Raw genomic sequence first — 18,297 nt, forward strand, 5'->3', positions numbered from 1 at the left:
ATGGGCAAATGGCCACAAATGAGGTCGTTTTGCCCATTCACTCCTGTAGGATCAGTCCCATGCTGGCGTAAGGCGTGGGCTATAATCAGCCCATTTTTCCTGACGCGTAGAACGCTCGAGGGCTGATTGTGAAGAACTGGACATTGCGCCAACGGATCCTGGCAAGCTTCGCCGTGATCATCGCCATCATGTCGCTGATGGTCATTGCCGCGTATTCGCGGTTGATGGCCATCGAAAGCAGCGAAGAAACCGTCCGCTCCGACAGCATTCCCGGCGTCTACTACAGCTCGATGATCCGCAGCGCGTGGGTCGACAGCTATATGCTCACCCAGCAAGTGGTGGGGCTGTCCAATCACCGTGAGCTCAACGACGCTGACCTTGCGTTGTACAAGAGCTACGAAGAACGCTTGCGCCAGCAGATGGCCAACTACCAGCAAACCATGAACGACGCCGAAGATATCGCCAACTTCCAGGCGTTCAAGGCGCAGGTGGACACGTACCACCAGGCGCTGAGCACGGTGCTGGCGGCCTATGGCAAGAAGGATTATCCCGAAGCGCAACGCGTGCTCATCGAGAACCTGACCCCGGCCTGGGCTGACGGTCGCAAGAACCTCAATGGGCTGATCGACTGGAATCGCCGCTCTGCCGATCACGCCACCGACAACATCGTCGCCGCGGTATCTGCTGCCAAGATCAGCATGATCGTCTCGCTGCTGCTGGCGGTCGTTGCCGCTGCCGTCTGCGGCCTGTTGCTGATGCGTGTGATCACCGAGCCGATGCAGCGCATCGTCCGCGCCCTGGAAGTGCTGCGCGGCGGTGACCTCAGCGTGCGCATGAACCTGGACCGCAACGACGAGTTTGGCGCGGTGGAAACCGGTTTCAATGAGATGGTCAGCGAACTCACCGGCCTGGTGTCCCAGGCCCAGCGCTCTTCGGTGCAGGTCACCACGTCGGTGACGGAGATCGCCGCCACCTCCAAGCAGCAGCAGGCCACTGCCACCGAAACCGCCGCCACCACCACCGAAATTGGTGCGACTTCGCGGGAAATCGCCGCGACCTCGCGGGATCTGGTGCGGACCATGACCGAAGTGACCTCCGCCGCCGACCAGGCCTCGGTGCTCGCCGGTTCCGGCCAGCAGGGCCTGGCGCGCATGGAAGAAACCATGCACCAGGTAATGGGCGCCGCCGACCTGGTCAACAACAAGCTGGCGACCCTCAACGAGAAGGCCGGAAACATCAATCAGGTGGTGGTGACCATCGTCAAGGTCGCCGACCAGACCAACCTGCTCTCGCTCAACGCCGCCATCGAGGCGGAAAAGGCCGGTGAATACGGTCGCGGTTTCGCCGTGGTCGCCACCGAAGTGCGCCGTCTGGCCGACCAGACCGCCGTGGCTACCTACGACATCGAACAGATGGTCCGGGAAATCCAGTCGGCGGTCTCCGCCGGGGTGATGGGCATGGACAAGTTCTCAGAGGAAGTGCGCCGCGGCATGTTCGAAGTGCAGCAAGTGGGCGAGCAGTTGAGCCAGATCATCCATCAGGTCCAGGCGCTGGCACCGCGGGTGCTGATGGTCAACGAAGGCATGCAGGCCCAGGCCACTGGTGCCGAGCAGATCAACCACGCCCTGGCCCAGCTCAGCGATGCCAGCAGCCAGACCGTCGAGTCGCTGCGTCAGGCCAGTTTCGCCATCGACGAATTGAGTCAGGTGGCGGTCGGCCTGCGTGGTGGCGTTTCACGGTTCAAAGTCTGACGTGGCGATGAACGAGCTCAAGCCCCGCCGCAGCGAGGACGCGGCCTGCCAGGGACGGTTGTTCCTGGTGTTCCGCATTGGTGGGCAGCGGTTTGCCCTCGATACCCGCGAAATCGCCGAGGTGTTGCCGCGCCTGCCGCTCAAACCCATCGCGCGCACGCCCGAGTGGGTGGCCGGGGTGTTGGCCCATCGCGGCGAACTGGTGCCGGTGATCGACATCAGCGCCCTCAGCTTCGGCCAGCCGGCGCTGCACCGCACCAGTACGCGCCTGGTGCTGGTGCATTACCGCGCCGACCCGGCGCGTCCGGAGCTGCTGCTCGGGCTGATCCTCGAACAGGCCAGCAACACGCTGCGCTGCAACCCGGCGGAATTCCGTCCCTACGGTGTCGATAACCACGAGGCGCCGTACCTCGGCCCGGTGCGCGAAGACGCCCAGGGCCTGTTGCAGTGGATCGGCGTTCAGGACCTGCTCAGCGACGATGTCCGCGCCTTGCTCTTTCCGCCCGCCGGGACCGCGCTCGAGGTGCAGGCATGACCATCGAGCGGCGGTTCTTCCGTTTTTTGCAGGAGCGCATCGGCCTTGATGTCGCCTCGGTTGGCGAGCCGATGGTCGAGCGCGCCTTGCGCCAGCGTTGCGCGGCGCTGGAGGCTCACGACCTGGACGATTACTGGCTGCGTTTGCAGCAGTCGCCCCAGGAACAACAGGCGTTGATCGAAGCAGTGATCGTCCCGGAGACCTGGTTTTTCCGTTACCCGGAATCCTTCACCGCACTGGTCGGCCTTGCCCGAAAGCGCCTGGCCGAACTCGGCGGCGTGCGGCCGTTGCGAATTCTCAGCCTGCCTTGTTCCACCGGCGAGGAACCGTATTCGATTGCCATGGCGCTGCTCGACGGCGGCCTCACACCTCAGGCTTTTCGTGTCGATGCCATGGACATCAGCCCCAACTCCATCGCCCGCGCCGAGCGCGGGCTGTACGGGCGCAACTCGTTTCGCGGCAGCCACCAGGATTTTCGCGAGCGGCACTTCAGCGAAACCGATGAAGGCCATCGCCTCGACGACCGCGTGCGCAAGCAGGTGCATTTCGAGGCGGGCAATGTCCTCGATCCCGCGCTACTGGCTCGGGAAGGCACCTACGATTTTGTGTTCTGCCGCAACCTGCTGATCTATTTCGACATCCCCACCCAGCAGCGAGTGTTCGAGGTGCTGAAGAACCTCACCCATGCCGGTGGCGTGCTGTTTATCGGCCCGGCCGAAGGCAGCCTGCTGGCGCGGTTGGGCATGCGGCCGCTGGGGATCGCCCAGTCGTTTGCCTATGTCCGTCATATGCCCGAAGCCGAGGTGGCACCGAGCAAACCGGTCAGCCTTGCGCCTCCGGTCCGTGCGCCGTGGCCTGCGCCGCCTGCGCCCACGCCGCGCCGTCCGTTGGTGCCGACCGTCCCAGCCCCCGCTGCGCGTACCCCGAACTCCGCCCGCGACGAGCAGGCCGGCGAGTTGCTGGCGCAGATTGCCGTGCTGGCCAACGGCGGCAACAGCGAACAGGCCCGTGCGCAGTGCCAGCGCTACCTCAAGGCCTTCGGGCCCTCGGCCCAGGTGTTTTACTGGCTGGGACTGCTCAGCGACACCGCGGGCGATGCCGCCGAAGCCATCAACCAGTACCGCAAGGCGCTCTATCTGGAGCCGCAACACCCCGAGGCCCTGGTGCACCTGGCGGCGCTGCTGCAATCCCGAGGCGACACTGTAGGCGCCCGACGCCTGCAGGAACGTGCGGCGCGGCGCGAGCGGGGAGGTGAGCGATGATCGACGCAATCAGCGTGTTGAGCGGCGACGTCGAACATATCGACGATTGCTGGAACCGCATCGGCGTGCACGGCGACAAGAGCTGCCCGTTGCTGGCCGAACATGTGCACTGCCGCAACTGCGCGGTGTACGCCGCCGCCGCGACGCGCCTGCTGGACCGCTACGCCCTGGCCCAGGACGCCCACGTGCGCGAGGACAGCGAAGAGCAGGTTCACGCCGGGCCGTCGTTGCTGTTGTTCCGCCTTGGCGAAGAATGGCTGGCCCTGGCCACCCGCTGCCTGGCCGAGGTGTCGCCGATGCAACCGGTGCACTCGCTGCCGCACCAGCGTTCGCGGGTGCTGCAAGGTGTGGCCAACGTGCGGGGAGCGCTGGTGCCGTGCCTGTCTCTGCCCGATCTGTTGGGCCTGGAAGTCGCACCGGCGCCGACCAGTTCGGCGCGGGTCATGCCACGCATGTTGATCGTCTCCGCCAGCGGCGGCGCAGTGGTGCTGCCGGTGGATGAAGTGGACGGCATCCATGCGCTCGATCAGGGGCTGAACGCTGAGGCCGTCAATGAAAACCGCTTCACCCGCCAGGTCCTGCAATGGCGCGGTCGGAGCGTGCGGATTCTGGATGAGGACCATTTGTTGTCTGCCGTAGACCGGAGCCTTTCATGACCCCAGAGCAAATGCGCGATGCTTCGTTGCTCGAACTGTTCAGCCTGGAGGCCGAGGCCCAGACCCAGGTGCTCAGTGCGGGACTGCTGGCGCTGGAACGCAACCCGACCCAGGCCGACCAGCTCGAAGCCTGCATGCGGGCGGCGCACTCGCTCAAGGGCGCGGCGCGGATTGTCGGGATCGATGCGGGCGTCAGCGTTGCTCACGTGATGGAAGATTGTCTGGTGGAGGCGCAGGAAGGCCGTCTGCGTTTGCGCCCGGAACATATCGACGCGCTGTTGCAGGGCACTGACCTGTTGCTGCGCGTTGCCAACCCTGCAGATCCATCCGTTAACGCCGCAGTACAGGCGTTTCTGGTGCAGATGGCTGGCCTGCTGCAGCCCGGTGCCGCGCCGCCGGTGCCGGCGGTGGCAGCGCCCGCACCTGTTCAGCTTGAACCCGCGCCCGCGTCCGTGCTCGCCGAGCCTGAAGTCGAGGCCGACGTCGAAGCCGAGCCGGAGCCACGCCCGGTCCGCCGCGGCAAGCCCACCGAGGGCGGCGAGCGGGTCTTGCGGGTTACCGCCGAGCGCTTGAACAGCTTGCTTGATCTGTCGAGCAAGGCGCTGGTGGAAACCCAGCGCTTCAAACCGTTTCTTGCCACCCTGCAACGCCTCAAGCGTGTGCACGGGCAGAGCCTGCGCGCCCTCGACGGGCTCAAGGCGCAGATCGATGCGGGAGAGCAGGGCGCCGAGATTCTCGAAAGCCTCGCCCTGACCCAGCAACTGATGGGTGAAACCCAACAGATGCTGTTGCAGCAGGCCGCCGACTTTGACGAGTTGGGCTGGCAAGCCGGCCAGCGCGCGCAGTTGCTCTACGACACCGCGCTGGCGTGCCGCATGCGGCCGTTCGCCGATGTGCTCACCGGGCAAAGCCGGATGGTCCGTGACCTCGGCCGCTCGCTGGGCAAGCAGGTGCGCCTGGAGATCGAGGGTGAGAAAACCCAGGTCGACCGTGACGTGCTGGAAAAGCTCGAAGCGCCGTTGACCCATCTGTTGCGCAACGCCGTCGATCACGGCATTGAAATGCCCGAGCAACGCCTGCTCGCCGGCAAGCCGATGGAAGGCACCATCCGCCTGCGCGCCTCGCACCAGGCGGGCTTGCTGATTCTGGAGCTGAGCGATGACGGCGGCGGCGTCGACCTGCGCGGCCTGAGCCGCAGCATTGTCGAGCGCCAGCTCTCGCCGGCCGAAACCGTCGCGCAGATGAGCGAGGCGGAACTGCTCACCTTCCTGTTCCTGCCGGGCTTCAGCCTGCGCGACAAGGTCACTGAGGTGTCCGGCCGCGGCGTTGGTCTGGACGCGGTGCAACACATGGTCCGGCAGTTGCGTGGGCAGATCGAGATGACCCAGAGCAGCGGCCACGGCAGCCGCTTCCACCTAGAAGTGCCGCTGACCCTGTCGGTGGTGCGTAGCTTGGTGGTGGAAGTCAGCGGCGAGGCTTACGCCTTCCCGCTGGCCCATATCGAGCGCACCCTGGAACTGCCGGCCGAAGCCATCGTGCAACTTGAGGGGCGCCAACAGTTCTGGCACGAAGGCCGGCATATCGGCCTGGTCTCGGCCAGCCAGTTGCTCAATCGCCCGGCGACCCCGGGTGACGGGAAGAGCATCAAGGTGGTGGTGATCCGCGAGCGCGACACGCTGTATGGCGTGGCGGTGGAGCGGCTGATTGGCGAACGGGTGCTGGTGGTGATGCCCCTCGACGCCCGCCTTGGCAAAATTCAGGACATCTCGGCCGGGGCGCTGCTGGACAACGGTTCGGTGGTGCTGATCGTCGACGTTGAGGACTTGCTGCGCTCGGTGGAAAAACTCCTCAGCACCGGCCGCCTGGAACGCATCGAGCGCGGCGGTGGCGGGGTGCGCGAAGTCGCGCGCAAGCGCGTGCTGGTGGTGGACGACTCGCTGACCGTGCGCGAGCTGCAGCGCAAGCTGTTGAGCAACCGCGGCTACGAAGTGGCGGTGGCGGTGGACGGAATGGATGGCTGGAACGCGCTGCGCAGCGAGGATTTCGACCTGCTGATCACCGACATCGACATGCCGCGCATGGACGGCATCGAGCTGGTCACCCTGCTGCGTCGCGACAGCCGCTTGCAATCGTTGCCGGTGATGGTGGTGTCCTATAAGGACCGCGAAGAAGACCGACGACGCGGGCTCGATGCGGGCGCCGACTATTATTTGGCCAAGGCGAGTTTCCACGATGACGCCTTGCTGGATGCCGTGGTTGAACTGATCGGGGGTGCGCAGGGATGAAAATTGCCATCGTCAACGATATGCCGCTGGCTGTGGAGGCCCTGCGCCGCGCCCTGGCATACGAGCCTGCGCACGAGGTTATCTGGGTCGCCAACGATGGCGAAGAAGCGGTGCGCCGCTGCGCCGAGCAGACTCCGGACCTGTTGCTGATGGACCTGATCATGCCGCGGATGGACGGCGTCGAGGCGACCCGGCGAATCATGGCCGAAACGCCCTGCGCGATCGTGATCGTCACCGTTGATCGCCGGCAGAACGTGCACCGGGTGTTCGAGGCCATGGGCCACGGCGCGCTGGACGTGGTCGACACGCCGGCCCTGGGCGGCGGCGACCCAAAGGAAGCGGCGGCGCCGCTGTTGCGCAAGATCTTCAATATTTCCTGGCTGATCGGCCAGCAGCGCGCCAGCAGTGTGCGCCCGGTGTCGGCGCCACTGCGCGAGGCCGCGCAACGCCAGGGACTGGTGGCCATCGGTTCGTCCGCAGGCGGGCCGGCCGCGCTGGAAGTGTTGCTCAAGGGGCTGCCCAAGGCGTTTCCGGCGTCCATCGTGCTGGTCCAGCATGTCGATCAGGTGTTTGCCGCGGGTATGGCTGAATGGCTCAGCAGTGCGTCTGGCCAGGCCGTTCGCCTAGCCCGCGAAGGCGAGCCGCCGCAGCCGGGCCAGGTGCTGCTGGCCGGCACCAACCACCATATTCGCCTGCTCGCCGATTGCACCCTGGCCTATACCGCCGAGCCGGTTAACGAAATCTACCGCCCCTCGATCGACGTGTTCTTCGAGAGTGTGGCGCGGTTCTGGCGTGGCGCCGCGGTGGGTGTGCTGCTCACCGGCATGGGCCGCGATGGCGCGCAGGGTCTCAAGCTCATGCGCCAGCAGGGTTACCTGACCATCGCCCAGGACCAACAGAGCAGTGCGGTGTACGGCATGCCCAAGGCAGCCGTCGCCATCGACGCGGCCGTGGAGGTGCGTCCGCTGGAGCGGATAGCCCCACGTCTAATGGAACTTTTCCCGAAATGACGATATGTATTCAGCCACGCCGGCTCGCCGGCAGTGCCCAGGTGACGACGCATGAATGATCTACCGATCGACGGCTTTTCAGCCTCTGACGAGAACTCGGCGATGGTCCTGCTGGTCGATGACCAGGCGATGATCGGCGAAGCCGTGCGCCGTGGCCTTGCCCAGCAAGAGAACATCGACTTCCATTTCTGTGCCGACCCGCACGAGGCGGTGGCCCAGGCCATCCGCATCAAGCCGACGGTGATTCTCCAGGACCTGATCATGCCGGGCCTGGACGGCCTGACGCTGGTGCGTGAATACCGCAGCAACCCGGCGACACAGGACATCCCGATCATTGTCCTGTCGACCAAGGAAGATCCGCTGGTCAAGAGCGCGGCGTTTGCTGCCGGGGCCAACGACTATCTGGTCAAGCTGCCGGACAACATCGAGCTGGTGGCGCGCATCCGCTACCACTCGCGTTCCTACCTGACCTTGTTGCAGCGCGACGAAGCCTACCGCGCGCTGCGGGTCAGCCAGCAACAACTGCTCGACACCAACCTGGTGTTGCAGCGTTTGATGAACTCCGACGGCCTGACCGGGCTGTCCAACCGCCGCCATTTCGACGAATACCTTGAGCTGGAATGGCGTCGGGCAATGCGCGAGCAGTCGCAACTGTCGTTGCTGATGGTCGATGTCGACTACTTCAAGTCGTTCAACGACACCTTCGGCCATCTGGCTGGTGACGAGGCTCTGCGCCAGGTCGCCGAAGCCATCCGTTCCTGCTGCTCCCGGCCCAGCGATCTTCCGGCGCGCTACGGCGGCGAAGAGTTCGCCCTGGTACTGCCCAACACCTCGCCGGGTGGTGCGCGGCTGGTGGCGGAAAAACTGCGCCAGACTGTCGAAGCCGCGCGCATCGCCCACATCATGCCCAAACCGGACTCCTGGCTGACCGTCAGCATCGGCCTGGCGACCCAGACCCCGGCCGTCGGCAGCCACTGCCGGCAATTGATCTCGGCGGCGGACAACGCCCTCTACCAGGCCAAGAACAACGGCCGCAATCAGGTTGGGGTCGCCTGATGGCGACCCCAACCTGCAAGCTGCAAGTTATAAGCTGCAAGCTGCAAGTTAAGGCAAGCGCGATCCCCCGTTTGTAGCTTGCCGCTTGCCGCTTGCCGCTTGCCACTTGTAGCTTGCTGCTTGTCGGTGGCAGGGGCTCCTGCGCTATACTCTCCGGCTTTTCACAGAATCCGCACGAGAGCCGCCCGCCCATGGAAATCAATCCGATCCTGAATACCATCAAGGACCTCACCGAGCGTTCCGAGTCTATTCGGGGGTATCTTTGACTACGATCACAAGCATGACCGCCTGATCGAAGTCAACCGCGAGCTCGAAGACCCGAACGTCTGGAACAAGCCCGAGTACGCCCAGGAACTTGGCCGCGAGCGCGCCACCCTGGCGCAGATCGTCGAGACCCTGGACGGTTTGTCCGGTGGCCTGGCTGATTGCCGCGACCTGCTGGACATGGCCGTCGAAGAAGACGATGAAGGCGCGGTCAACGACGTCGTCAGCGAACTCGACCGCCTGCGCGAGTCGCTGGAAGCGTTGGAATTCCGTCGGATGTTCAGCGGCGAGATGGACATGAACAACGCCTACCTGGACATCCAGGCCGGTTCCGGCGGCACCGAGGCCCAGGACTGGGCCAACATCCTGCTGCGCATGTACCTGCGCTGGGCGTCCAAGCGTGGCTTCGACGCCACCATCATGGAACTGTCCGAGGGTGAAGTCGCCGGTATCAAAGGCGCTACCGTGCACATCAAGGGCGAATACGCCTTTGGCTGGCTGCGGACCGAGATCGGCGTGCATCGTCTGGTGCGCAAGAGCCCGTTCGACTCCGGCGCCCGTCGCCACACCTCGTTCTCGGCGGTGTTCGTCTCGCCCGAGATCGACGACAAGGTCGAAATCGAGATCAACCCGTCCGACCTGCGTATCGACACCTACCGCTCCTCCGGTGCCGGTGGTCAGCACGTAAACACCACCGACTCGGCCGTACGTATCACCCACGTACCGACCAACACCGTGGTGAGCTGCCAGAACGAACGCTCCCAGCACGCCAACAAGGACACCGCCATGAAAATGCTGCGGGCCCGGTTGTACGAGCAGGAAATCCAGCGCCGCAACGCTGCCTCCCAAGCACTGGAAGACACCAAGTCGGACATCGGCTGGGGTCACCAGATCCGCTCCTACGTTCTGGATGCTTCGCGGATCAAAGACCTGCGCACCAACATCGAGCGCAGCGACTGCGACAAGGTGCTCGACGGCGATATCGACGAATACCTGGAAGCGAGCCTCAAACAGGGGCTGTAACCGCGACACCCATGCGCGAGGCAATGCCCGTAGCCAGCGGGCTTGCCCGCGATCCCCGGTCTGCGACCGGGGACAACGAACCCTGATGGAAAAAGTGACGACATGAGCGATCTACAACTCGACCCGCAAGCCCAGCAACAGGAAGAAAACGCCCTGATCGCCCTGCGCAAGGAAAAGCTTGCCGCAGAACGCGCCAAGGGCCAGGCCTTCCCCAACGACTTCCGCCGTGACAGCTACTGCAACGACCTGCAGAAACAGTATGTCGACAAGACCAAGGAAGAGCTGGAAGCTGCAGCGATCCCGGTCAAGGTTGCCGGTCGCATCATGCTCAACCGTGGTTCGTTCATGGTGATCCAGGACATGACCGGGCGTATCCAGGTCTACGTCAACCGCAAGACCCTGCCGGAAGAAACCCTGGCCGCGGTCAAGACCTGGGACCTGGGCGACATCATCGCCGCCGAAGGCACCCTGGCTCGCTCCGGCAAGGGCGACCTGTACGTTGAAATGACCAACGTGCGCCTGCTGACCAAGTCGCTGCGCCCGCTGCCGGACAAGCACCACGGCCTGACCGACACCGAGCAGCGCTATCGCCAGCGCTACGTCGACCTGATCGTCAACGAGGAAACCCGCGAGACCTTCCGCGTGCGTTCCCTGGTCATCTCCCACATCCGCAGCTTCCTGGCCAAGCGCGACTTCCTCGAAGTCGAGACGCCGATGCTGCAGACCATTCCTGGCGGTGCCGCGGCCAAGCCGTTCGAAACCCACCACAACGCGCTGGACATGCCGATGTTCCTGCGTATCGCCCCGGAGCTGTACCTCAAGCGTCTGGTGGTCGGTGGTTTCGAGAAAGTGTTCGAGATCAACCGCAACTTCCGCAACGAAGGCGTTTCGACCCGGCACAACCCTGAATTCACCATGCTTGAGTTCTACCAGGCCTACGCCGACTACAACGACAACATGGACCTCACCGAGGAACTGTTCCGCGAGCTGGCGCAGCTTGTTCTGGGCAGCACCGACGTGCCGTACGGCGAGAAAGTCTTCCACTTCGGCGAGCCGTTCGTGCGCCTGAGCGTGTTCGACTCGATCCTCAAGTACAACCCGGAACTCACCGAGGCTGACCTGCTGGACGTCGACAAGGCCCGTGCCATCGCCAAGAAAGCCGGCGCCAAGGTGCTCGGCCACGAAGGCCTGGGCAAGCTGCAGGTGATGATTTTCGAAGAACTGGTGGAGAGCAAGCTGGAGCAGCCGCACTTCATCACCGAATACCCGTTCGAAGTCTCGCCGCTGGCCCGTCGCAACGACAAGAACCCGAACGTCACCGACCGCTTCGAGCTGTTCATTGGTGGGCGCGAGATCGCCAACGCCTATTCCGAGCTCAACGATGCCGAAGACCAGGCCGAGCGCTTCATGGCCCAGGTGGCCGAGAAGGACGCCGGTGACGACGAAGCCATGCACTACGACGCCGACTTCGTCCGCGCTCTGGAGTACGGCATGCCGCCAACCGCAGGTGAAGGTATCGGTATCGACCGTCTGGTCATGCTGCTGACCAACTCGCCGTCGATCCGCGATGTGATCCTGTTCCCGCATATGCGTCCGCAGGCCTGATGGCCTGATCGCCGGCAAGCCGGCTCCCACAGTGATAGTCCGCCCCTGTGGGAGCCGGCTTGCCGGCGATGAGGTCCGAGAGCGCAACATGAATCAGCCGCCCTTGGCGGCTTTTTCATGCCTGTAAATCCCAGATTTCGAGGTAACCCGCCAGTGACTCTCCCCATGACACAACAAGGCGCTGCTGGCGTCGCCACCGCAGTGGCAGAAAGCGTGCAGTACCAAGGCCGCAAGGCCAGCCGGCAAGGCAGCGAACAGCGCCGCCAGCAGATTCTCGACGCGGCCATGCGCATCGTCGTGCGTGACGGCGTGCGTGGCGTGCGCCATCGTGCGGTGGCGACGGAGGCGGGCGTGCCGCTGTCGGCCACCACTTACTACTTCAACGATATCCAGGACCTGCTCAGCGACACCTTCGCCCAGTACGTCGAGCGCAGCGCCGCCTACATGGCCAAGCTGTGGGAGAACACCGAAGTGATCCTGCGTCAGTTGCTCGCCCAGGGTGATGGCAGCCCGGCCTCGCGAGCGCGGCTGGCCGACGAGGTGGCGAAGATGACCGCCGAGTACGTCCAGCGCCAATTGCACAACCGCCGCGACTTCCTCATGGCCGAGCAGGCATTCCGCCAGGAAGCCCTGTTGTGCCCGCGCCTGGCCGAGCTGGTGAAGCTGCACGAGCAGATTCTGCTGCGTGGCGCCTGCCAGCTTTTGCAGGTCGTGGGCTCGCGTCAGCCGCAGCAAGACGCCATTGTGTTGACGGCAATAATCGAGCAGATGGAATATCAGGGCCTGCTCGATGCCGCAAAACCGCAGGCTGAAGGGCAGATGCTCGCTATTCTTGTCCGTTACCTGCATCTGGTGCTGGCAGCGGAATAAGCCGCGAGCCCCTCAAGGAGAACCTGATGAAAGCCTGGCGTGTGCTGCTGGCCCTGTCTTTCCTGTTGTTGAACGGCTGTCTGGTGACATTCAACGAGCCGATCCCGGCCAACGAGCCGGCACCCAAGGCCCTGTTGGGCAAGTGGACCAGCAAGGATGCCTGGGGCGAACCCCTGACCCTGCTGATCAGCCGCTCCGGTGGCAACGCCTACAAGGCTGTGGCCACGGCCAAGGACAAGCCGCGTCAGGAATACGCGTTCACCGTGTCGCGTCATGGCAACCGCTGGTACCTCTCGGCGGGCGTGCCCAAGGCCATGGGCGGGAATTTCCTGATCGGCGGCTTCGAAGTGATCGATAGCAAGGAACTGGTGGTCTACAACCTCGATGTCGAGCAGGTCAACCAGGCCCTGGAAAAGAAAGAACTCAGCGGCCGCAGCATCGAAGTGCCGGAAGACAACGGCGACGGCGTGTTGATCGACAGTCCGGTGGAGCGTGTCCTGGCGTACCTGGATGACCCGGCCAACTCCGACCTGTTCGTCGAAGTGGCCCGTTTCCAGCGCGCCGGCAAATAACTGAAACGAGGAGTGGGGCGTGGACGAGTACCAGCAGACGATACGGACCCTGTCTGATCGCATTGTTCAGGCGCAGACGCCGATTCGCGTGCTCGATGCGGTGAAGTGGGACGACAGCATCCGCCAGGGCTTTCTCAAGGCCAAGGGCAAGGAACCACCGGCGGTGGACCGCGCCTATTACCAGAACCGGCCCTTGTCGTTCGACTCCGGCGCGCTGAAGCTGGAATTCCAGAACATCGAGCGCGATATCACCCGCCGCTTGGGCCAGTTCAATCCGGTCGGGCAGATCATGCGGCGCATGTGCAAGGAGTACCGCATGGTGGTGCGCATGCTCGAAGCACGCGGCACCGAAGATTTCGGGCTGATCTCCCAGGAACTCTACGGCGCCGCCTCCGACGCCTTCCACGCCGGTGACCCGACGCTCGCCGACCTCGGCCTGATGCTCTCGGACTACCTGAACAACATCGACGGCCGTGGCGACCTCAAGGACGAACCGAAGAACCTCTGCGCCAAGGAGGCGGTGCAAATCCTGCAGCAGCGCCTGAACAAGGTGTTCGGCGAGGCCGAGGGCACCATCCGGGTATTCGAGTCGGACGGCATCGTCGCCGACGCGGCGGCGGGGGCGGACTACATCAAGATCCGCGCCGACGCCATGTTCAACAGCCGCGACGTCCGCGCGCTGGAGGTCCACGAGGGCCTGGTGCACGTCGGCACCACCCTCAACGGCCTGAACCAGCCGATTTGTACCTTCCTCGCCAAGGGCCCGCCCTCGTCGACGGTGACCCAGGAAGGCCTGGCGATCCTCATGGAGGTCATCGCCTTCGCGTCCTACCCGAGTCGCCTGCGCAAGCTGACCAACCGCACCCGTGCCATCCACATGGTCGAGGAGGGCGCCGACTTCCTGCAGGTCTTCGAATTCTTCCGCGCCCAGGGCTTCGAGATGGCGGAAAGCTACGGCAACGCCAGTCGGGTGTTCCGTGGTTCGGTGCCCAATGGTCTGCCGTTCACCAAAGACTTGTCCTACCTCAAGGGCTTCATCATGGTTTACAACTACATTCAGTTGGCCGTGCGCAAGGGCAAGCTCGAACAGATACCGCTGCTGTTCTGCGGCAAGACCACCCTGGAAGACATGCGGACCCTGCGCCAACTGGTGGACGAAGGCCTGGTGGAACCGCCCAAGTACCTGCCGGAGCAGTTCCGCGACCTCAACGCGCTGTCGGCCTGGATGTGTTTCTCCAACTTCCTCAACCACTTGAGCCTGGACCGGATTGAAGCCGACTACTCGAACATTCTCTGAGCGCTGGCGCGGGCTGTTCGCCCTGGGCCTGATGCTGCTGGGCCTGTCCGGGTGCAGCTCGCTGCTGTTCTATCCCGAGCCGGGTCAGCCCTTCACCCCTGAAAAGGCCAAACTGGCCTGGCGCGACGTCAGCCTGACCGCCGCAGACGGCACCCGCCTGCACGGCTGGTGGCTGCCGGCCAAGGAGGGCGTGGAGGTCAAGGGCACCGTGCTGCACCTGCACGGCAACGGCGGCAATCTGGCCTGGCACCTGGGCGGCAGCTACTGGTTGCCGGAGCAGGGTTATCAGGTGCTGATGATCGATTACCGCGGTTATGGGCTGTCCGAAGGAAAACCCGGTTTGCCCGAGGTCTACCAGGACATCGGCGCCGCCCTCGACTGGTTGAAAAAAGCCCCGAAAGTCCAGGGCAAGCCGCTGGTGCTGCTGGGACAAAGCCTCGGTGGTGCCATGGCGATCCACTACCTGGCGCAACATCCGGAACAAGCGCAGCGCTTCAAGGCGCTGGTGTTCGACGGTGTTCCGGCCAGTTACCGCGCGGTGGGGCGCTTTGCCCTGAGCACCTCGTGGATGACCTGGCCGCTGCAGGTGCCGCTTTCGTGGATGGTGCCTGATGGCGACAGCGCCATCCATTCCATCGGCCTGCTGAAAAACCCGCCGAAACTGTTCTTCCACAGCATCGATGACGCCCTGGTGCCCGTTGAAAACGGCATCCGCCTGTATCAGGCCGCGCCGCCGCCACGGGTGCTGCAACTGGTGCGTGGCGCCCATGTACAGACCTTCGCCGACCCGACCTGGCGCCAGGTGATGGTGCGTTTCCTCGACGATCCCGAACATTTCAACGGCCTGCGTCGCCTGGCCGAAGTCCCCAATTATCCTGACGAGAAGTCGCAATGAGTGAAGAACGCAACGCCGTCCCCCTGATCATTACCGGAGTCTGCAGCATCGTCGGTACCGTGTGCGCCCTGTGGTACTACGGCTACCTGCATTTCGCCAAGCCGGAGGATGCCCTGCTGTTGTCGGAATTCACCATGCTCAAGACGGTGCCGGGCGAGGACTACAAAATCGCCCTGACCCCCGCGCCGCAAATGGCGCAGTGCATCGATGGTGTGCTGGTGCTGTTCGACATGCAGCAGAAAGGTCTGACCGGCGTGCTGGTGGACAACAAGAAGCAGGCGGTGCGCTGCATGGGGCAGGAGACGCCGCAGCAGACGGAGTGATTGCAAAAAAGCCATTGCGGGCTGCAGGCTCCACAAACGTTGTGGGAGCCGGCTTGCCGGCGATGGCTTTTATACCGTCAATGGGTGATGCGAGCTGCCGCAGCCCCGTAGACCTGGTTTCTCTCTCGCTTGCCAACGGCGATCACCAACACGACCAGCCGGTCTTCGATGACCTGATAGACCAACCGATACCTAGTGCCAGTCAGTTAAACCAATTGGGGCCGCTTTGCAGCCCTTCGCGAGCAAGCTCGCTCCTACACAGTTGTGCACAGACAAAGCACTGACTCAAGGTTTTGCGGGGGCCCTGTAGGAGCGAGCTTGCTCGCGAAGGGTTGTAAAGCAGCCCCAACATCGGCGCTGAAACGCTAACTGACTGGTGTTAACCGATAGCCGATGTCTTGCAGCTTGATCTTGTGGCAATCCCGTCGGCGTCCGCGATGAGCTCATCGATATCTACCCTGACGGCAGGCTCCCCACGCCGTTGCCTGACGAGCTCCGCCAGTTGCGCATCATCAATCAGTTCCATCATCGCTTCGTAGCGATCTGGCGGCACCGCATAGAACGCGGGCTCATTTCTGTTGAGGATGACAACGGTTTCGCCGTTGGCTTCGCGGAGGGTGCCCATGGGGTCTTTTTTAAGGTCGGTGACCGATGCGGCTACATCGGCCAAGACCGCGAATGTCATTGCCATGGCAACATTTCCTGATGGGGTGCGCTGTCGGGAGGTGCCTCGTTTCAGGTAGGCCATGGCTGATATCGAAGATCAGCGGCTTTGCCGGAAGCGAAGTAACGCGATGGTAGTTCTTTTTGTGGTGCTTTTAAAGGTGCTTTAAGTAGTGTTTTTTAATGTGACAGAGCAAAAAAATCCCGCCAATCTGGCGGGATTTTTCATTTCAGCCTGACGCTTATTGCGCGCTGCTCACGCTACGTGGTGCCACTGGCTGGTTGTCGTTGGAGATGGTCACTTCCACGCGACGGTTTTGCGCACGGCCCGAGTTGCTGGTGTTATCGGCAACCGGGTATTCCTTGCCATAGCCCTGGGCAACGATACGGGCCGGGTCGACACCGGCACGGACCAGCGCCATGCGCACGGAGTTGGCGCGACGCTCGGACAGGCCCTGGTTGTAGTTGGCGCTGCCGGTGCTGTCGGTGTAGCCCTCGACGATCACCTTGCGGTCAGGGTTTTCCTGGAGGAACTGCGCCAGCTTGGTGATGTTGGGGTAGGCGCTGGGTTTCAGCTCGGCCTTGTTGTAGTCGAACAGCACGTCGCCGAAGGTCACCAAGGTGCCGCGTTCGGTCTGCTTGGCGTTGAGGCTTTCCTGCAACTTCTTGATCTGCGCGTCACGGGCATCCAGGCGGGCCTGGGCGCGCTGGGCGGCGGCGTTTTTCAGGTTGGCCTCGGCAGTGCGCAGGGCGATGGTCTGCTTGGCCACTTCGACGCGCTGGTTGGTCAGGTAGGCGAGCTGGTCGACCTTCTTGTTGTCTTCCTTGTCCATGTAGGCCTTGTCGGCCTTGTTCAGCCAGTCCTGGGCGTCCTTGGTTTCAAGGGCCGCGACCTTGCTCGACTGCGGATCGCTCTGCAGCGCGGAGAAGTTGGTGCGGGCCGATTCCAGATTCGGGTTCGGCTGGTGGGCGCAGGCGACCAGGCCGATGCTCAGGGCCAGGAGGGCGGGGATCATCACGTGGTTACGCATAGTGTTCATCCTTTAATCAATTCGAAGTGCACGGGGCAATGGCGCGCTTACTGCGGCTGGGTGGGCTCGGCGGCGCGCATACCTTCTTCGCGCAGTTCCTGAACGCCCTGGCGGGAGTCCTGCAAGGCTTTCTGGGCTTTCATGGCCTGGGCCTTGCGCTCAGCGACGCGGGCATCCCACTCCGCCTGTTCGGCCAGCAGCTTCGCTTCGTCATACTTCTTGTCGTGCATGGCGATTTCGGCTTGCTTGAACTTGTCCTGAGCGGCTTTCATCTCCACGGCGGCGTACTCGGTACCACCGGCGCTGACGGCGGAATTGACCGCCGACTGGGTCACGGCGTACTGCTCGGTGGGTGGCTTGCCAGCACAGCCGGCCAATACCAGGCTACTGCCCAGGGCCAGCGCGGCCAGCTTGATCCCGCGCAGTTGGAACGGGGTTTTCTCGATGCGGGTCTTCATGGTGGTCAACTCCATTGGATCACTCCTGATGAACGACGAGTTCCGTAACAGTCCATCGACTTGGCTCCTTCACCCAGAGCTGACGGAGCTCGCAGTGAAGGGTTTTTTGCCGTAGTGGCTATGGGCTGTGACTCGACCGTTTTTTCAAAAGTTCAGAAAAAGTACCGCTTGTTAGGCGATTTTTTCTGACTAATCGGTCAGTGGAGTTTTGCTGGAACTTTGCCGGTGTGGCGGGGTATTGCGAGGCTCTGGAAGCCTTGTGCGCCGCTTCGCCAGCAGGTGGCAACGGTCAGGGTGAAGCGGCGCAAAGGCTCGGGAAGCAAGGCGAAGAATCAGTGTTTCGACGTGTCCTTGCTGCTGCTCAGCGCCCGCAAATGCTGGCGCGACAGGGCAAGAAAGCGCGGCGTGGCGCCGACGTCTTCATACAGCGGATCGCCTTCCTCATCAGTGGCAATCACCTGCTGCCCCTGAATGTAGGGGAAGCTTGCTTCCAGCTCTTCAAGGGCGGCACCGAGCAGTTCGCCGAGCAGTTCTTCGGGACGGCGCTTGGGGTACATCTCGGCCAGGGCGGCCAGCCGCGCCGCGGCCTCGACGTCCAGATAAAGCGTGTGGCCAGTGGGGCTCAGGCGTCCTTTTGCGTTCTGTTCCCAGTACTGGGCGAGTTCGCGAATTTTCATGATGTCCTCTGTGTAAGCCAATGGGCCTGGTTAAAGCGTAGCCACTTGGCCGAAGGCTGCGCCT

General features: G+C 63.4%; 18 protein-coding genes and 1 pseudogene. 14 read left to right on the forward strand and 5 right to left on the reverse strand.

Features of this window, described 5'->3' with window-relative positions:
* Window positions 1–128 precede the first annotated feature (128 nt).
* From DM374_RS01320 to DM374_RS01385, 14 genes are all read left to right on the forward strand, one after another.
* Window positions 129–1,751, forward strand: a complete 1,623-nt coding sequence (locus DM374_RS01320) for a methyl-accepting chemotaxis protein (protein WP_110968234.1) — start codon at window positions 129–131, stop codon at window positions 1,749–1,751.
* A 7-nt stretch (window positions 1,752–1,758) separates the two neighbouring features.
* Complete coding sequence (locus DM374_RS01325) at window positions 1,759–2,286, forward strand: chemotaxis protein CheW (protein WP_110968235.1); 528 nt, start codon at window positions 1,759–1,761, stop codon at window positions 2,284–2,286.
* Window positions 2,283–3,548 (forward strand): CheR family methyltransferase, encoded by a 1,266-nt coding sequence (locus tag DM374_RS01330; RefSeq protein ID WP_110968236.1) that lies wholly within the window; start codon window positions 2,283–2,285, stop codon window positions 3,546–3,548. The genes DM374_RS01325 and DM374_RS01330 overlap by 4 nt, the downstream gene beginning before the upstream one ends.
* A complete protein-coding gene (locus DM374_RS01335; RefSeq protein WP_110968237.1) occupies window positions 3,545–4,204 on the forward strand; it encodes a chemotaxis protein CheW in 660 nt (219 codons plus the stop codon). Before DM374_RS01330 ends, DM374_RS01335 begins: the two co-directional genes overlap by 4 nt.
* On the forward strand, window positions 4,201–6,489 hold the full coding sequence (locus tag DM374_RS01340) for a hybrid sensor histidine kinase/response regulator (protein WP_110968238.1): 2,289 nt from the start codon (window positions 4,201–4,203) through the stop codon (window positions 6,487–6,489). The genes DM374_RS01335 and DM374_RS01340 overlap by 4 nt, the downstream gene beginning before the upstream one ends.
* On the forward strand, window positions 6,486–7,499 hold the full coding sequence (gene cheB, locus DM374_RS01345; protein ID WP_110968239.1) for a chemotaxis response regulator protein-glutamate methylesterase: 1,014 nt from the start codon (window positions 6,486–6,488) through the stop codon (window positions 7,497–7,499). Before DM374_RS01340 ends, cheB begins: the two co-directional genes overlap by 4 nt.
* Before the next feature lie 51 nt (window positions 7,500–7,550).
* Complete coding sequence (locus DM374_RS01350) at window positions 7,551–8,555, forward strand: response regulator (protein ID WP_110968240.1); 1,005 nt, start codon at window positions 7,551–7,553, stop codon at window positions 8,553–8,555.
* Window positions 8,556–8,746: 191 nt separating this feature from the next.
* Window positions 8,747–9,842, forward strand: a protein-coding gene (prfB, locus tag DM374_RS01355; protein ID WP_110968241.1) for a peptide chain release factor 2 whose coding sequence is annotated in 2 segments (ribosomal slippage) — window positions 8,747–8,818 and window positions 8,820–9,842 — 1,095 coding nt in all. Because the reading frame shifts where the segments join, the coding sequence is not laid out codon by codon here.
* Window positions 9,843–9,944: 102 nt separating this feature from the next.
* Window positions 9,945–11,447 (forward strand): lysine--tRNA ligase, encoded by a 1,503-nt coding sequence (gene lysS, locus DM374_RS01360; RefSeq protein WP_095154138.1) that lies wholly within the window; start codon window positions 9,945–9,947, stop codon window positions 11,445–11,447.
* Between the two features lie 165 nt (window positions 11,448–11,612).
* Window positions 11,613–12,317, forward strand: a complete 705-nt coding sequence (locus DM374_RS01365; RefSeq protein WP_110968242.1) for a TetR/AcrR family transcriptional regulator — start codon at window positions 11,613–11,615, stop codon at window positions 12,315–12,317.
* Between the two features lie 26 nt (window positions 12,318–12,343).
* On the forward strand, window positions 12,344–12,889 hold the full coding sequence (locus DM374_RS01370) for a hypothetical protein (RefSeq protein ID WP_110968243.1): 546 nt from the start codon (window positions 12,344–12,346) through the stop codon (window positions 12,887–12,889).
* A gap of 19 nt (window positions 12,890–12,908) precedes the next feature.
* The gene (locus DM374_RS01375; RefSeq protein WP_110968244.1) at window positions 12,909–14,186 is read left to right on the forward strand and encodes a flavohemoglobin expression-modulating QEGLA motif protein; all 1,278 of its coding nucleotides are present in this window, start codon (window positions 12,909–12,911) and stop codon (window positions 14,184–14,186) included.
* Complete coding sequence (locus DM374_RS01380) at window positions 14,158–15,081, forward strand: alpha/beta hydrolase (protein WP_110968245.1); 924 nt, start codon at window positions 14,158–14,160, stop codon at window positions 15,079–15,081. The genes DM374_RS01375 and DM374_RS01380 overlap by 29 nt, the downstream gene beginning before the upstream one ends.
* Window positions 15,078–15,404: a hypothetical protein gene (locus DM374_RS01385; protein WP_095154133.1), complete on the forward strand. Its 327-nt coding sequence runs from the start codon at window positions 15,078–15,080 to the stop codon at window positions 15,402–15,404. The genes DM374_RS01380 and DM374_RS01385 overlap by 4 nt, the downstream gene beginning before the upstream one ends.
* Window positions 15,405–15,481: 77 nt before the next feature.
* Here the strand turns inward: DM374_RS01385 and DM374_RS33570 are convergent.
* The 5 genes and pseudogenes from DM374_RS33570 to DM374_RS01410 form a co-directional block, all read right to left on the reverse strand.
* Window positions 15,482–15,610 (reverse strand): annotated as a pseudogene (locus tag DM374_RS33570) (type II toxin-antitoxin system RelE family toxin); the annotation flags it as partial.
* A gap of 173 nt (window positions 15,611–15,783) precedes the next feature.
* Window positions 15,784–16,089, reverse strand: a complete 306-nt coding sequence (locus tag DM374_RS01395; protein ID WP_110968584.1) for a type II toxin-antitoxin system Phd/YefM family antitoxin — start codon at window positions 16,087–16,089, stop codon at window positions 15,784–15,786.
* A 220-nt stretch (window positions 16,090–16,309) separates the two neighbouring features.
* On the reverse strand, window positions 16,310–17,098 hold the full coding sequence (locus DM374_RS01400) for an OmpA family protein (protein WP_110968246.1): 789 nt from the start codon (window positions 17,096–17,098) through the stop codon (window positions 16,310–16,312).
* 47 nt (window positions 17,099–17,145) lie between these two features.
* A complete protein-coding gene (locus tag DM374_RS01405; protein WP_095154130.1) occupies window positions 17,146–17,571 on the reverse strand; it encodes a DUF4398 domain-containing protein in 426 nt (141 codons plus the stop codon).
* 317 nt (window positions 17,572–17,888) lie between these two features.
* Window positions 17,889–18,233 carry a pilin assembly protein gene (locus DM374_RS01410; RefSeq protein ID WP_110968247.1) on the reverse strand — a complete coding sequence of 115 codons (345 nt, stop codon included), beginning with the start codon at window positions 18,231–18,233 and terminating at the stop codon, window positions 17,889–17,891.
* Between the last annotated feature and the right edge of the window lie 64 nt (window positions 18,234–18,297).

It is taken from the genome of Pseudomonas huaxiensis (assembly GCF_003231275.1).
Taxonomy (GTDB): domain Bacteria; phylum Pseudomonadota; class Gammaproteobacteria; order Pseudomonadales; family Pseudomonadaceae; genus Aquipseudomonas; species Aquipseudomonas huaxiensis.